Raw genomic sequence first — 15,712 nt, forward strand, 5'->3', positions numbered from 1 at the left:
CTACACCCTCGTGCCGATGACAACGGGTGTTCCGCGCAGGAAATCGGACGCGAGCATCGGCTTGCCGCCAGCCTTTTGCAGCTTGACGAGACGTACCGCACCGCTGGCGCAGGCAATGGTCAGCTGATCGTCCAGCACGGAACCAGCCTCACCCATGCCTTCGGCGCGTTCGCTTGCCAGAACCTTGACGCGTTCCGGCTTGCCGCCGATCTCCAGTTCGAACCAAGCGCCCGGAAAAGGTGCCAGCCCGCGAATATGGTTGTGGACGTCCTGCGACGGACGGGAGAAATCGATCCGGGTTTCCGCCTTGTCGATCTTGGCGGCGTAAAGGACGCCTTCTTCGGACTGCTGCGTCAGCGGCAGATCGTCGTTCTCGAGCTTTGCCATGGCGTCGCGCATCAGTCTTGCGCCCTTTAGCATCAGCGCGTCGTGCAACTCTCCGGCCGTCATGTCCTCATCGATGGGAACACGCGCAGTCAGCGCCACAGGGCCGGTGTCCAGCCCCTTCTCCATCTTCATCACCATCATGCCGGTTTCGGCGTCACCCGCCATGATGGCGCGCTGGATGGGGGCGGCACCCCGCCAACGGGGCAGAAGAGAGGCATGGCCGTTGTAGCATCCAAGGCGCGTACCATTCAAAATGGCCTCGGGCAGAAGAAGACCGTAGGCGACGACGACGGCGACGTCGGCATCAAACTCGGCAAAATGCTGTCGATCTTCCTCCGCCCTGAAATTGAGCGGGGTCAGGACCGGAATGCCCAAAAGCTCTGCGGCCTGATGCACGGGAGATTTTTGCAAATCCAGTCCACGGCGACCGCCCGGACGGGGCGGCTGGGTATAGACGGCCACTACATTATGGCCCGCCTCTTTGAGCGCGCGCAGCGTGGGGACCGAAAACTCCGGTGTTCCCATGAAGATGATGCGAAGAGCCATGATTGCCCCCTGCCCTGCTGCTGTTACCAGAAGGCCTTTCGGCCAGCCGGATCAGACCTTGGCGCGGGCCAGCTTGGTGAATTTCTTGATGACCATGTCACGCTTCAGCCGCGAGATGTGGTCGATGAAGAGTACGCCGTTCAAGTGGTCGATCTCATGCTGCAGGCAGGTGGCGAGAAGGCCATCAGCCTCCACCGTCTGCTGCTTGCCGTCGCGATCAATATATCGAACTGTCAAAGAGGCCGGTCGTTCGACTTCGGCGTAGTAGTCGGGGATCGAAAGGCAGCCCTCTTCATAGGTGGAGACATCGTCCGAAACTTTCAGGATTTCCGGATTGATGAAAACCTGCGGCTTGTTTTCCTCGTCGTCGCGCGAAAGGTCGATTACCAGCATCCGGCGCGCAACGCCAATCTGGATTGCGGCCAAACCGATTCCAGGCGCATCATACATGGTTTCCAGCATGTCGTCGGCCAGACGCTGGATTTCGGAATCCACCGTCTCGACGGGCTTGGATTGCTGGCGCAGCAGCGGATCGGGCAAAATGATAAGGGGCTTGATCGTCATGGCTTCCCTTAACCCATCTGATCACCTGAGGAAACGAAAAAATACGGTCGATTCAATGCTGAGACTGGATAACCGACTCATTTTCGCCGCGGACATGTTCTTGTTTTGTACGAATCAGAATAACTCTGCTAGATTGCGTCATGAACATCGATCTCAATGCTCTCGGTCAAACGGCTTTCAGTGTCGGAACGGTCCACATCTCGATTGGCGCGCTGCTGGTCGTTCTAGCATTTGCCGGGCTCGCGGCTGTCCTCGTCCTCCTGCGCAAACCGGCGGTACCAGATCAGCCGCGCGAAGAACTGACCGAGCTTTTGAAGACCCAGACCGAGTTGCAAGGCCGCATCGCCGCCATGGCGGAAGCCTTCTCCGCACGCCAGACCGAGATGAGCCAGACGCTGAACGAGCGGCTGGATGGCATGTCGCAGCGTTTGGGAACAACGCTAACCGAACAGACCCGCTCGACGCATGATAATCTCAGCAAGCTGCAGGAGCGCCTTGCGGTCATCGATGCTGCGCAGGGCAACATTCAGGATCTCGCCAAGGATGTGATTGGCCTGCAGGCAATCCTGTCCAACAAGCAGACGCGCGGCGCCTTTGGACAGGCGCGGATGGAGGCGCTGATTGCCGATGCGCTGCCCTCCGGCACCTACCAACTCCAACCTACACTTTCGAACGGCTTTCGGCCGGACTGCACGATCAAGATGCCCAACAATGCGCCGTCGCTGGTGATCGACGCCAAGTTTCCGCTGGAAGCATGGAATGCCTTGAAAGCGGATGAGTCGCCGGAAGCCAAACGCGCCGCCACCCAGCAGTTCCGCCGGGACATGGAAGTTCATATTCGCGATGTGGCGGAGAAATACCTCATCCCTGGAGAAACGCAGGATACCGCCTTCATCTTCGTGCCATCTGAATCGATCTTTGCCGATATCCACCAGCATTTCGAGTATCTGGTGCAGCGCGCCCATCGCTCCCGCGTGGTCATCGTTTCGCCATCGCTCTTGATGCTGTCGGTTCAGGTCATTCAATCGGTGCTGAAGGATCAGCGCATGCGCGAGCAGGCTCACCTGATCCAAGGCGAAGTGGCGCTGTTGATGGATGATGTGCGGCGTCTGGACGAGCGCACGCGCAAGCTCCAGACGCATTTCGGCCAGGCACAGCGCGATGTCGAGATGATGCTGACCTCATCGGAAAAAGTTCTGGCGCGGGGCGGCAAGATCGAAAGTCTGGATTTTTCCGCGAGCACCAAAGACATCCCCCATTCGGAGGTGGAGCATCTGCGTCGCATCGCCGATGCGCGTGCCGGTGCTGCCAAGCTGCGTGTGGTGGATGACGAGTAGGCGTCGCTGAAAGACCCGAACATCGCGCCTTTGCAAAATCGATTTCCGATTTTGATCTTGATGCGCTAGAGCGCCGTGCGTCTTTTTAGACGCACAAAGGACGCTCTATCTTCCTTCAATCGACGCATCGTGCTTTCCAAAAATCGATTCCGATTTTCGGGCCGATGCTGTAGCACTATTGGCATTGTTAACATCTTTGCCTTTTGGGTCAGCCTCGCATGATTACTGTTTTCGGCTCCATCAACATGGATCTCGTCGCCACCTCCGAACGTCTGCCGAAGCCAGGCGAGACGGTCACGGGCAAAAGCTTTTCCACGGCCGCTGGTGGTAAAGGTGCCAATCAAGCGCTTGCCGCACGTCGCGCCGGAGCGGACGTGAAGATGGCGGGAGCCATTGGTGACGATACCTTTGCGGCTCCTGCACTCACGCTGCTGCGGGATGCGCGCACTGATCTCTCACTGGTGAAAACGGTTGCTGAACCAACGGGGACGGCCGTAATCCTGATTGGTGAGGGTGGCGAAAACATGATCTCAGTCATTCCCGCGGCCAATGGAACGGTCTCGCCGCAGGATGCAGAGCGCGCTATCTCTGAGATGGCAGAAGGCGACACGCTGATGCTGCAATTCGAAATCCCGGCCGATGCGATCGAGTCCTCGCTGAAGGCCGCCAAAGCCAGGCGTGTCACGACGATCATCAACACTGCGCCACTGACGGCAGATGCGGCCCGTCTGTCGCGGCTTGCTACGATCGTCATCGCCAACGAGACCGAGTTCGAACTCTTGATCGGCAAGAGCGGGTTGTCGTCCTCGGAGCGCGAAAAGGAACTGACAGCTCTTCACCAGGAGACGGGTCAGACTGTGATCGTCACGCTGGGCGCTGAGGGCGTGATTGCCATTCGCAATGGTAAACTGGTCAAAGCCATGGGCCTCAAGATCGAACCTGTCGATACGGTCGGCGCTGGCGATACATTCTGCGGCTACCTGGCCGCAAGTCTCGATGCTGGAATGGACTTTGAGAAGGCGTTGCGTCGTGCGGCGGTTGCCGGTTCGCTGGCTTGCACCCGTGAAGGTGCCCAGCCCTCCATTCCCGTCGCCACCGAAGTGGATGACAAGCTGTAAAAGTCAAGAGCGAGCGGATGCCGGGCCGGTGCCGAGCGTCCGCTTCCTATCAGCCGATCAAGCTCTCTTGAAAAGATTGAGCGCCGCATATTGCAAAAGCATGATCGTCTTGCCATCGCGAATGGTGCCAGCAGCGATCATCGCCAGCGCCTCGTCGATTCCCATTTCGATAACACCGATATCTTCGCCCTCTTCGACGTTGCCGCCACCGGCCGAGGTTCTGTCGCTCGGCTGATATTCCCCGACAAAAAAATGCAGTCTCTCGGTAACTGAGCCGGGGCTCATGAAGGCATCGAAGACCTGGCGCACATCGCGGACCTTGAAGCCGGTTTCTTCCCCGGTTTCGGCACGGATGCGTGCCTCTGGTTCGGCATCGTCCAAAAGGCCGGCCGGCGCTTCGATCAGAAGATCGTCATGGCCGTTGACGAAGGCGGGATAGCGGAACTGCCTCGTCAAGATCACCGTGCGGCGCTCCTTGTCATAAAGCAGGATCGTCGCGCCATTGCCGCGGTCGTAGGTTTCGCGCGATTGTTTCTGCCAGGTGCCATCCTCCCGCAGGAATGAAAAGGTCGTCTTCTTCAACAGATACCAATCGTTGGACAGGACCTGAACGTCCTCAACCTTGATGCGATGCGCGATGCTCATGAAATTTTCCCCGTGGCTGGGTCCGACGGATCGTGGACATGCAGGTAATTTCGTGTAATTTCGTGCAGAGTCAAGAAAATTCGTGCAACAGGATCGAGCAGATGCTGACATCGGAACGTAAGGCACTCATCCAGCAAGTTCTCCAGCGAGACGGGAGAATCATCGCAAAGAGCTTTGCGGGAGACCTTGGCGTCTCCGAAGACACGATCCGCCGCGATCTGCGTGAGCTGGCCAAGGAAGGACTGTTACAAAGAGTTCATGGCGGCGCGCTGCCATCGTCACCCGCTGTTGCAGATTACCGAGTGCGCGAACAAATGGCGTCCTCCGCCAAGGAAAAACTCGGTCGAGCGGCAGCCAGGCTTATCAAACCGGGCCAGATCGTCTTCCTCGATGGCGGCACCACCAATCTCCGGCTTGCCCGCCACTTGCCGCCAAACCTCGAAGCGACGATCATCACCCATAGTCCGAGCATCGCGTTGGAATTGGCGCGTCATCCTTGCGTCGAGGTGGAACTGATCGGCGGGCGGCTCTTCAAGCACTCTATCGTCTCGATGGGAGCAGCAAGCGCCGAGGCCATTTCCGGCATTCGCGCCGATCTGTTTTTTCTTGGCGCAACCGGTATCCACCCCGAGACCGGCGCCACAACGGGAGATCGCGAAGAGGCGGCGATCAAAAGGCTGATCGCTCGTCAATGTGCGGAGACGATTCTGGTTGCGACGGAGGACAAGATCGGCGCAGCGTCATCCTATCTCATCCTGTCACTGGAAGAGATTGCGACCATTGTCGTGGATGCAGACGTGCCGGACAAATTGCTCAAGCCCTACAAGAAAGCGGGCCCAGCGATCATAAAGGTCTGAGATCAGACTTTGAGGAATGTAAGATAGGCGGAACTGCGCCCCTCACGCTTGGCCTTGTTCTCGTAGCGGGTACCCGGCCAGTTGTCATAGGGCGTCAGCCAGTCGGCCGACGTCTTGGCCGTCCATTCGAAGCCACCGTGGCGGGCGCAGTGCTGCAGCGTCCAGTTGATGTAGGTATCGATATCGGAGGCGAAGCAGAACTTGGCCCCCGGCTTCAGCACCCGATGGAAGCGAGCCAGATTGACATCCGAAACGAAGCGGCGCTTCCAATGCTTCTTCTTCGGCCATGGGTCCGGATAAAGCAGATCGATATGGTCGATGCACTCATCCGGCAGCCAGTCCAGCAGTTGCGTCGCATCGTCGTCATACAGTCGGATGTTCATCAACTCGCGCTCTTTGACAGCGCCGAGAAGCTTCGCCATGGAGTTGACGAACGGCTCCACGCCGATGAAGCCCGTCGATGGATTTTCAGCAGCGCGATGGACGAGATGCTCGCCACCGCCGAAACCGATTTCCAGACGGATGGATTTGACGTCGGCCGGGAAGAGTGCAGCGAGTGGCTTCGGCGCCGGTGTCTCAAGATCGACTTTCAACAGCGGCAAAAGGCTCTCGATGCTTTCCACCTGCTGGTTGCGCAAAGGCTTGCCCTTGCGCCTGCCATAGAAGGCTTCCGTCGATCGTGAACGCCGTTCTTCCGTCATCATGAACTCTCTCAAGCAAAATAGATGAACCCGCGCCTTACCGTTTCATCGGTATTGCGCGGGTTTTAAAAGTTTCCAGACCTATCCCCCAAACACTCGCGCATGGCAAGGCCGGAATGGAGAAGGCTATGTTCGCAGCCGATGGCCTCAAGCAGCCTTGAGAGCTTCCTTCAGCGGCTTGACGAGGTCGATCTTCTCCCAGGAGAAGGAGCCGTCACGGCCAGCCTTGCGGCCAAAATGGCCATAGGAAGCGGTCTTGGCATAGATCGGCTTGTTGAGGTCGAGGTGACGGCGGATGCCCGACGGCGACAGGTCCATAACCTTGCGGATCGCGGCTTCTACTTCGTCTTCGCTGACCTTGCCGGTCTGGTGCAGATCGACGTAGACCGACAGCGGCTGTGCAACGCCGATAGCGTAGGACAGCTGAATGGTGCAGCGATCAGCGAGGCCAGCAGCGACTACGTTCTTTGCCAGATAGCGCGCGGCGTAGGCTGCGGAGCGGTCGACCTTCGTGGTGTCCTTGCCGGAGAAAGCACCGCCGCCATGGGGTGCTGCACCACCATAGGTGTCGACGATGATCTTGCGGCCGGTGAGGCCTGCGTCGCCATCAGGACCGCCGATGACGAACTTGCCCGTCGGGTTGATGTACCACTTGCAATCATCGGCAATCTTCAGATCGCCGAGCGCTTCACGAATGTAAGGTTCTACGACGGTGCGAACCTTCTTGGAATCCCAGCTTGCGTCCAGATGTTGAGTGGAGAGCACGATCGAGACTGCTTCCGAGGCCTTCCCGTCGACGTAGCGCACGGTCACCTGGCTCTTGGCATCGGGGCCAAGCTTTGCAGCTTCGCCTTCGCCGCTCTTGCGGGCGTTGGCGAGCAGCTGAAGGATGCGGTGGGAGTAGTAGATCGGCGCCGGCATCAGGTCCGGCGTTTCCTTGCAGGCGTAACCGAACATAATGCCCTGGTCGCCTGCACCTTCGTCGCCCTGCTTGTCCGAGGCGTTATCGACGCCCTGCGCAATATCGGCCGACTGTGGATGCAAGAGCACGTCGATCTTCGCAGTCTTCCAGTGGAAGCCGTCCTGCTCGTAGCCAATGTCGCGGATGGCCTTGCGCGCTGCAGACTTGAACTTGGACGGATTGATCATCGGATGGCCAGCGGCATCCTTGACGACGTTGCCGTCCTTGTCCTTCTTCAACAGCGTGTCGGGTACGCGCACTTCGCCGGCGATGACCACGCGGTTGGTGGTCGCGAGCGTCTCGCACGCGATACGAACGGTCCAGGGGTCAACGCCGGTCTTGGACGCTTCACGATAAATCAGATCGACGATTTCATCGGAAATACGGTCGCAAACCTTGTCAGGATGACCTTCAGCAACGGATTCGCTGGTGAACAGGTAGTTGGCGCGCATGCGGGATTCCCCTCAAAGAACAGGTCTATGCGTTTGTTATTCACTCTATGAGGAAAAAACAAGGACACAACGACATAAATATATCTTTATATGGATATTCCATTGTTCCTAACAGACAATAAAAAACGGCCCCGGAAGGCCGTTCAATTGGGTTTTGGAATCTATGGCCGTCGCCTACTCAGCGTCGCCTTCAGCGGCAAGCGCCTTGACCAAGTCAACGATGCGGCGGCGAACCTTCGGATCGTTGATCTTTACGAAGGCGCGGTTGAGCTGCAGTCCTTCGGACGAAGAGAGAAAGTCTACAACGTAATTGGAGCTCGACGCTTCGGCGGAGCCGGAAGCGGAGGCTGGCTCAGCGCCCGGCGCATCTTCGAAGAAGAAGGAAACCGGCACGTTGAGGATAGCGGATATGTTCTGAAGACGGCTGGCGCCAACGCGGTTGGTGCCCTTTTCATACTTCTGGATCTGCTGGAAGGTAATCCCGAGGCTTTCACCCAGCTTCTCCTGGCTCATGCCCAGCATGGTGCGGCGCAACCGGATACGGCTTCCGACATGAATGTCGATTGGGTTCGGCTTCTTCTTATTTTCTGTCATATGTTAGTCCTGACATCCTGTTGTCGGTGGTTGTTACACATTAACGCAAAACCGTAGAGGTCGGATCAGTGCAACAGTCCTTCATATCACTTGCGTTGTACAACCCTACAATCGCACTATGCAATTTCAGGGGTTTTCGGTCAATTCTTGGGGCCGACTAAACCATACCGAGAAAACAGCGCTACGATCAACATTGTTATAAACAACAACCAAAAGTTCGTTTTGCGGGCATCGCCGCTCAGCGCGTCGATTGCCTTACTACTTAGAGTGGCGTCGATTATACCTTTTTGACCATAGTCAAGACCAGCCTCGATACCACCTAACGGATCAATGATGGCGGAAATGCCAGTGTTGGCCGCTCGAATCACCGGCAGACCTGTTTCCACGGCACGCACACGCGCCTGCTGAAAGTGCTGGTAGGGACCCGGTGTATCGCCGAACCAGCCGTCATTGGTGACGTTCAGGATCGCTTCCGAGGAAGCAATGTCAGACGGCACTTCGTCGGGGAAGATGATCTCGTAGCAGATGAAGGAGTAGAGCTTCTTGCCGGAGGGAAGAATGATGGGGGTACGGCTTGCCGCCGGCGAAAAACCACCCGGCAGGCTGACGATATTCTCTATGTCGAAGCGGCGCAGAATATCTTCGAAAGGCACATACTCGCCGAAGGGCACCAGATGCACCTTGTCGGTTGCGCCAATGATATGCCCCTGGCTATCCACCGCATAGACGGAGTTGTAGTAGCGCGGCGGATGCCCTGCCCCCGCATCCTCCATGCGCACAGCGCCGGTAAGCAAAATCTGACCATCCTCCAGCGTTTTGGCGATTTCCTCCAGCGCATCGGGGTTCTGGGTCAGAATGAAGGGCACGGAGGTTTCCGGCCAGACGATGACGTCGGGACGCTTCTTGCCGGGCGTAGGCGGCAGTGCGGAGAGGCGAAGATGCTCCTGAAATATTTCGGCACGATCGGCATTCAGCATCTTGCGCGACTGATCGATGCCCGGCTGCACGATGCGCACCGTGATCGCGTCCGCGGCAGCTTCCGGCAACGGCGTGTGCTGGCGGTAGAAACCGTATCCAACATGGCCTGCCAGCAGCAGAACCGCAAGCGTCAGACCCGGCACCATCCCACGACGCGTGCCTAAGAGCGCAGGGCTCGAAAACACGAAGACCGCCAGCATCGACATACCGAAGATGCCGATGAGGTTGGAGCTCTGCATCATCAACGGAACCGGCATCATCCCGTAGCCGACCGCGTTCCAGGGAAAGCCTGTGGCAACGAAGCTGCGCAACCATTCGCAAAAACCGAAGGCTGCGGAAAGTGCGGCGATCCTGCCCCAGCCATCGGACCAGAGGCTGTTGGCCAACATGACCGCAAGACCGTAGAAGAGCGCGAGAAAGGCGGGAAGCCCAAGGATTGCCAGCGGCAGAGCCCAGGCAAACTCGTCAGCCTCCAGAAGCAGCGCATTTCCGAGCCACCAGAGGCCCGCGACGAAATAGCCGAGGCCGAAAATCCAGCCGAGCAAAAACGCTCTGAAAGCGCGGGACACGACGCCGCCATCCGGTCCCCCTGTGGTGCCGTCTATCAGCCAGACCAGAAGCGTGAAGGAAACGAATAGGCTGGCGAAGAAACCGACGGGAGGCAAAGCGAGCGCACCGATGGCGCCGGCCAGAAGTGCGATGAAAACGCGGCTGAAGCCACCGCTCAACATGATCGTGCCCGCAAGCCGCTCCATACCGTATGAATCTCCTAGAGGGGCACCGTTCAGCAACGCGAAACCGGAAAGCGGATACCAGAACCTGACTTGGCTTCGAAACACGCGCGGCCAAAGAGACCACTGATCGCGTTCCGGCTGCCGAACGCCGGATGGTTATGCGGCATGCCAATCCGACTTACTGTAAAAAAAATCGAACGTCCACAGGCAGCGACGGCACCGTCATGCAATCCGCTTTTTGGGAGCGGACGCATCCTCACGGTTGCAGGAGGAGAGATCGTAGGGGGATGTTTCGCACCAGTGTCCGCTGCTTGCGGATTCCATCAGAATTTGATTTTCAGCTGGCGTCATCCGCTTGCCCTTGTCGGGAGCCGCTATGGATCTTGGCCTAAGCTACGAGTGGATTGATTTTTCCTTCGCGGGCCCGTCCGATCCGTTTGGGAACCCTTATCGCAACCGCGTCCCCATCCGAGAGAGCCTCGCGGACGCCGTCGACGATGCCGGTCGCGACGAAGTCGGCATCGATATCCTCCGCAGTTACGACGCTTTCCTTCCCACCGTCGATGCTTGGCATGACGATCCCGACCCTGAGTGACGGCTTCTGACGCTTGAGGCGTCGAACCGCCTGGCGCGCATGGGCCTTGGACCCGCCGTTCAAAAAGGCGATGACGACGGTGTCGACGTCGGTAAGTTGAACAAGGTTGATGGTTGTGCCGCTGACCATCGAATGTTCGGCTTGAGAAACCGTTGCACCCTGGATGGCCAGAACCTGGGCAATCATGGAGGCGGCAGCATCGTCCATCGCGCCTCTGCCACCGATGCAGAGGACCGACTTTGGTTTGACGTCCGGCTTTTTCGGACTTCCAGTCGCGTCTTCCACCACTGTCTCGTCCTTTGACTGGTCGTCTCGTTCCGCCTCTTCCTCGACAGCAATCTCTGCCAGGTTGCCGATCAGGGTCTGCGTGGTAGACGCAAACAAAGCAATTTGCGCTTCTGTCATCACCCCTCGTTGACGATCCAACTCGCCCAGCTTTAGGGCCGGGAATCCCACCTGCTCATAGTAATCCACCAGATCCTCGTCCTCGAGAAAATCTTCGGCGTTGTCGGTCGCTTCGTTCGGGTCTCCAGCAAGAAGTCTTTGATAGAGCTTCTCCTGAGGTTGCAGCACGGGCTCGTTGCCCAGAAGGACATCCAGGAAGCTGAACTGTGGGACATACCGTCCAAGCACGACCAGGCAAACGGTCAGCGGCGTGGACAGCATCAATCCGACAGGTCCCCAGAGCCATGACCAAAAGATCGCTGAAACGATGATTGCCAGCGGGGAGAGGCCGGTATGGCTTCCATAAAGCCAAGGTTCGACGACATTGTTGCTTACCAGTTCAGTGACGATGAAGAGCGCAGCCACCCACGCCACCAGCGACCATCCTGGCGCGATTGCCAGTGCCAGAAAGAGCGGCAGGATCATGCCAATCACTGGACCGATATAGGGAACGAAACGCAGAACGAGCGTCAAGAGGCCCCACAGAATAGCATTCGGAATGCCAAGCAGCCAAAGTCCGATAGCGATCGGAAGGGCATAGAGCGTGTTTACGACAAGCTGCATCAGCAGATACTTGCCGACGCGCTTGCCGGCATCCTGAAGGGCTGCCGTCGTCCGGTGCAGATCGCCCAACCCGACGAGTCGGATGAACCGATCGCGCAATTCCTCACGCTCCAGCAGCATGAAGATGACGAGAACGATAACGAGACCAGCGGTCGCGAAGGGGCTGATCAGCGGAAGGATGAAGTTGCCGAGCGTCTGCACCGGGTTGGAGCGCGTGATGATCTCGACGGGCATCGGGTCGCGCCTGGAAGATTGAGGGGCTGCGTCTTCCTTGCTTTCCTCGGCAGTGTCCTGCATTTCCGAGCCGATCCGCTCGACAACTTTGCTGATATGTTCGAGAACTCCGTTGCCGGAGCCGGCGTTGCTTAGCGCTTGCACCTTCATGACGATGTTGCGCTGATACGTCGGAACATTGTCGGCCAGATTGGCAACCTGTCCGGCAACGATGAAGCCGAAGGCCGCAATCACCAGAAAGGCACTCGCCACCGCTGTGAGAACAGCGGCAATCTTGGGAACGCGCCGCTTGCGCAAAAAGCTGACGATCGGGGCAAGCGTGAAGGTTAGCAGCAGGGCCAGTGCAAGGGGAATGAACACCTCCTGCCCAAGGTAGAGTATGACTGCAACGCCGATGAGGATGATGATCGTCCGGCTTGAAAGCGTCGAGGCGGTGAGCGCGCCGGATCTGTTCGGAATTGCCAGCCCTGAGATTGCGTTCTTCTCTATAGCGCTCACGGATTTCCCCACCTGAAAAGTCGCCGTCTATTTCGGCGTGCAAGTAAATGCGCCAGAGACGAAACTGATCGAACCGCCGAAAAATATTTCTCGCCTACAGAAAAGCTTGGTTCCAATCCCTCCTGAGACAGCGAGTTGCTATACCCGCGCAGCGTCTTTACTTAGGGCGTGACACGGTCAAGCGAGACGCTGGCCGTACTGGTACGCGTTAAGCGTCTTCGCGAACCAAGAAGGTGCTGATCGGGCGCGAGATATTTTTCACCTGCTGGAAGCCGGCATCCTCGAACTTCAGCTTTCTCTGCTTCCTGATATGGTCCCTGACAGATCTCGAAACGCAAATACCGCCGGGTTCGGCTATGCCCTCCAGCCGCGCCGCGATATTGACGGTATCGCCGAAGATGTCGCCATTATCTATAATGACGTCACCGACATTCATTCCTATTCTGAACATAAGCCGATCGTCGTCCGGCCTGTCGGCGTTATGGGTCAACATGAATTTCTGGATTTGAACCGCACAATCGATGGCCGAGAGCGCGCTTGGGAACGCTGCAACGATGCTGTCGCCCGCGGTAGTTATGATGGCGCCGTTGTTCTCTTCAATGATCGTGTCGATGACGTCTCTTGCGGCCTTCAGGCGCTCAAGGGTTTCGGCCTCGTTCTTTTCCATAAGCCTGCTATAGCCGACAAGGTCGGCCGCCATGACTGCCATCAAGCGCCTCTCTGCGCGCGAGAGAAGTTCATCCCTCGTTCGTTCAGCAGCCTTTGCCCGCGTGACCGTGGCGCGCACGACGAGCAGCGCCATGCCGCCGACCATGATGGCGAAAAGCAAGAGGAGCAGGTGCATACGCGTCTTTGCTGCGCTGGCCGCCTCAGACCGCTCAGCAAGGCGCGCCAGACCATCCTTTTCCATCTGAGCGAGCACGGACCGAATCCCGTCCATCAGGATTTTGCCCTGTCCCGTCTTTACGAGGGCAATCGATGCATTCTCGTTGCCGGCGCGACGATACTCGACGCTCTGTTCGAGTTCAGATTTTTTCTGCGCCACGAGACTGCGCATGGTCGCGACACTTCCTGTTTCGATGGTTGCATTTTCGGCGCCCGCCGCCAGGTTGTCGAGCATGCCATCGAGGGAATCCATCGCAGTGGTGTACGGCTTGAGGTAAAGCTCGTCGCCGGTCAGGAGAAACCCTCTCTGTCCGATTTCCGCGTCCTGGATATGGGACATAAGGTCGGAGATGGCGCTGAGATAGGCAACGTTTTTCCGAACAGCCTCATCTGCTTTTTTATCTTCGGACGATATCCAAAACGATAGGTACATCGTCATGCACACACCGATCGCAACGACCAAAAGCGCAATCGGCATAGCCTTCTTCGCGACTTGCCGGGAAATGGACGATTTGATGGCGGAAGGTTGGCGCAAGCGTGTGATCCCACCCAGGAAAAGCATTGGCAAAGACAAGCGGCAGGCTCGACACACAGCCCGTCGATAAAACGAGGGCTGAGGCATATTGTTCAACGGCGTCCGCATTAAAAAATGATGCGCGCCTCGTTCCTTCTGACCCGCAAAACACGTTCGGACGAGCCGAAGTTCACCCGTCCGGTCCGAGACGTCAATCTAGTCGGGAGAGCCGAGAGACACACTTGAAGCATGTCGCGCAAAAACGTGCGTGGGTTTTGCGGTAACGACATGCGACGGAAGAAGGAGCCAAAGCCGAAGGAGCAAGCCTGAAAGATCGCGAGACGCTTGAGAGCGCTGTCGCTAGTGATGCACAGCGCCCTCAACGCATGATGTTCTGCGACGCCCGAAAACGATTGTCGGGCTGATGCGCGGACCGTTAGACGGCAGCCTTGTCGGCACTATCGGAAGGCGCGGGAAGCGCGATCATCTCGCTGGTCGCAACGGGTGCCGGGGCTTGATCGTCCTCGCCCATGGAGGACTCGTCGCGAAGGATGCGGACACGCTTGATACGACGGTTATCGGCATCGAGAATCTGGAATTCGAAACCAGGCACCGCACGGACCACTTCACCCTTGGACGGGATGCGGCCGAGTGCAAAGAAGACCAGACCGCCGAGCGTATCGATCTCCTCGGCATGTTCACGAACGTCGAAATCCGGGCCGATCGCCTGCGCGAGTTCCGCCAGTTCGATGCGCGCATCCGCGATCAGCACATCCGGCGATACGCGAACGAACATCGCCTCGTCCTTGTCATGCTCATCATCGATGTCGCCGATGACCATCTCGACAATGTCCTCATGGGAGACAAGCCCGTCGGTGCCACCGTACTCGTCGATGATCACCGCAAGCTGGGTACGCTGCGCCTGCATCGTCTTCAACAGATCGGATGCGAGCATGGACGGTGGTGCAAACAGGATTTTGCGGATGATACCGGCTTCAGCCAGCGTCGTTTCCAGATCGACGCGGGCAAGATCAAAATTCGAGCGGGGTGTGCGCGGTGCTTTCGCCTCTCCGTTGGCTGGCGTGCGCGTGCCGCTGCGGCGCTTGTTACGCGCCTGCTTGCCCACATAGGACAGGAGGTCGCGAATATGAATCATGCCCTTCGGATCGTCCAGCGTCTCGTCATAGACCGGCATGCGGGAGCGACCCGTGGATTCGAAGCGGATCATCGCTTCACCGATAGTAGTGTCCTGATCGAGCCCATCGATATCGACGCGCGGGATCATGATGTCCTCGACCGTCACTTCTCTGAAGCGGAGAATGTTGTTGAGCATCGCCCGCTCGTCGGGCGTAAAGGCAGCGCCGATATCGGTATCGGTCATCAGCGCATCGGTCAGATCTTCACGAAGGCGCTCGCCCTGCGATGGCTTCAAGATCCGGGAAATTCTCGACCAGATGGTCGAGCGGGGCTTTGCTTGATAGTCCGATCGTAACGGACTACTGCCCTCCTCCGATGAGGATTGGTCCCCGGCGTCTTTGCCCTCCTGGGGCGGTCTAGCAGAATGTTCGTTCATTGTCCCAAACAGTTCGATCAAAGCGGTTCCTGACCCGCGTAAGGGTCAGATAGGCCAAGCGTCGCCAAAATGCGAGTCTCAAGCCCTTCCATTTCTTCCGCCTCTTCGGTTTCCATGTGGTCATAACCGAAAAGATGCAGACATCCATGCACCAGCAGATGGGTCAAATGATCCTCGAAACTCTTGTCGAGATCAAGGGCTTCGCGCATGACAGTTTCATGTGCAATGACGATATCGCCAAGCATCGGCCCCGGCATTCCGCCCGGCTCCAGCGGAAAGGCTGGAAAAGACAGGACATTCGTCGCCTTATCCTTGTCACGCCATTGCGCATTTATTTCTTTGATAGCGGCGTCATCGGTGAAGACCAGCGACACTTCCACGGGCATGGCGGGGAACGGCTGCTGCTCTTCTTCTTTCAGATAAGAGACAGTTGCTTCCAGCACTTTCGTGCTGAAAGCGAAAAGCTCTTCTTCCGAGGACCAGTCATCGGCCTCGACAGAGATTTGAATATCCAGAACCGTCATTGTCTCG

The 15,712-nt window shown here is 57.7% G+C and carries 14 protein-coding genes; 3 read left to right on the top strand and 11 right to left on the bottom strand.

What is annotated here, in order from left to right:
• Together fmt and def are read right to left on the bottom strand one after the other, a co-directional pair.
• Entirely contained in the window at positions 1 to 933 is a 933-nt protein-coding gene (gene fmt, locus WKI41_RS12880) for a methionyl-tRNA formyltransferase (protein ID WP_340193906.1), read from the bottom strand.
• Between the two features lie 51 nt (positions 934 to 984).
• On the bottom strand, positions 985 to 1,497 hold the full coding sequence (gene def, locus WKI41_RS12885) for a peptide deformylase (RefSeq protein WP_340193907.1): 513 nt from the start codon (positions 1,495 to 1,497) through the stop codon (positions 985 to 987).
• Between the two features lie 140 nt (positions 1,498 to 1,637).
• Here def and WKI41_RS12890 point away from each other — a divergent pair, with 140 nt between their 5' ends.
• Together WKI41_RS12890 and WKI41_RS12895 are read left to right on the top strand one after the other, a co-directional pair.
• Positions 1,638 to 2,834 carry a DNA recombination protein RmuC gene (locus WKI41_RS12890; protein ID WP_340193908.1) on the top strand — a complete coding sequence of 399 codons (1,197 nt, stop codon included), beginning with the start codon at positions 1,638 to 1,640 and terminating at the stop codon, positions 2,832 to 2,834.
• A gap of 218 nt (positions 2,835 to 3,052) precedes the next feature.
• Positions 3,053 to 3,952, top strand: a complete 900-nt coding sequence (locus WKI41_RS12895; protein WP_340193909.1) for a ribokinase — start codon at positions 3,053 to 3,055, stop codon at positions 3,950 to 3,952.
• Positions 3,953 to 4,009: 57 nt separating this feature from the next.
• Here the strand turns inward: WKI41_RS12895 and WKI41_RS12900 are convergent, their stop codons facing one another.
• Positions 4,010 to 4,597: an NUDIX domain-containing protein gene (locus tag WKI41_RS12900; RefSeq protein ID WP_340193910.1), complete on the bottom strand. Its 588-nt coding sequence runs from the start codon at positions 4,595 to 4,597 to the stop codon at positions 4,010 to 4,012.
• Between the two features lie 101 nt (positions 4,598 to 4,698).
• Between WKI41_RS12900 and WKI41_RS12905 the strand changes: the two genes are divergently transcribed.
• A complete protein-coding gene (locus WKI41_RS12905) occupies positions 4,699 to 5,454 on the top strand; it encodes a DeoR/GlpR family DNA-binding transcription regulator (protein ID WP_340193911.1) in 756 nt (251 codons plus the stop codon).
• Positions 5,455 to 5,456: 2 nt separating this feature from the next.
• On the opposite strand, the gene WKI41_RS12910 is transcribed toward WKI41_RS12905, so the two are convergent.
• The 8 genes from WKI41_RS12910 to ybeY all read right to left on the bottom strand — a co-directional run bounded on the left by WKI41_RS12910 (position 5,457) and on the right by ybeY (position 15,705).
• Complete coding sequence (locus tag WKI41_RS12910) at positions 5,457 to 6,155, bottom strand: tRNA (guanosine(46)-N(7))-methyltransferase TrmB (RefSeq protein WP_340194125.1); 699 nt, start codon at positions 6,153 to 6,155, stop codon at positions 5,457 to 5,459.
• 147 nt (positions 6,156 to 6,302) lie between these two features.
• Positions 6,303 to 7,568 carry a methionine adenosyltransferase gene (gene metK / locus WKI41_RS12915; protein WP_340193912.1) on the bottom strand — a complete coding sequence of 422 codons (1,266 nt, stop codon included), beginning with the start codon at positions 7,566 to 7,568 and terminating at the stop codon, positions 6,303 to 6,305.
• Between the two features lie 174 nt (positions 7,569 to 7,742).
• Positions 7,743 to 8,162, bottom strand: a complete 420-nt coding sequence (locus WKI41_RS12920; protein WP_062427100.1) for a helix-turn-helix domain-containing protein — start codon at positions 8,160 to 8,162, stop codon at positions 7,743 to 7,745.
• A 140-nt stretch (positions 8,163 to 8,302) separates the two neighbouring features.
• On the bottom strand, positions 8,303 to 9,895 hold the full coding sequence (lnt, locus tag WKI41_RS12925; RefSeq protein ID WP_340193913.1) for an apolipoprotein N-acyltransferase: 1,593 nt from the start codon (positions 9,893 to 9,895) through the stop codon (positions 8,303 to 8,305).
• A gap of 367 nt (positions 9,896 to 10,262) precedes the next feature.
• Positions 10,263 to 12,200 (bottom strand): AI-2E family transporter, encoded by a 1,938-nt coding sequence (locus WKI41_RS12930; RefSeq protein WP_425341037.1) that lies wholly within the window; start codon positions 12,198 to 12,200, stop codon positions 10,263 to 10,265.
• Positions 12,201 to 12,417: 217 nt separating this feature from the next.
• Positions 12,418 to 13,629: a CHASE3 domain-containing protein gene (locus WKI41_RS12935; RefSeq protein WP_340193914.1), complete on the bottom strand. Its 1,212-nt coding sequence runs from the start codon at positions 13,627 to 13,629 to the stop codon at positions 12,418 to 12,420.
• Positions 13,630 to 14,044: 415 nt separating this feature from the next.
• Positions 14,045 to 15,181 (bottom strand): hemolysin family protein, encoded by a 1,137-nt coding sequence (locus WKI41_RS12940; protein WP_340193915.1) that lies wholly within the window; start codon positions 15,179 to 15,181, stop codon positions 14,045 to 14,047.
• A gap of 17 nt (positions 15,182 to 15,198) precedes the next feature.
• Positions 15,199 to 15,705: an rRNA maturation RNase YbeY gene (gene ybeY / locus WKI41_RS12945; RefSeq protein ID WP_340193916.1), complete on the bottom strand. Its 507-nt coding sequence runs from the start codon at positions 15,703 to 15,705 to the stop codon at positions 15,199 to 15,201.
• Positions 15,706 to 15,712: the final 7 nt, after the last annotated feature.

The sequence above is a fragment of the Agrobacterium larrymoorei genome (genome assembly GCF_037722385.1).
Taxonomy (GTDB): Bacteria; Pseudomonadota; Alphaproteobacteria; order Rhizobiales; family Rhizobiaceae; genus Agrobacterium; species Agrobacterium larrymoorei_C.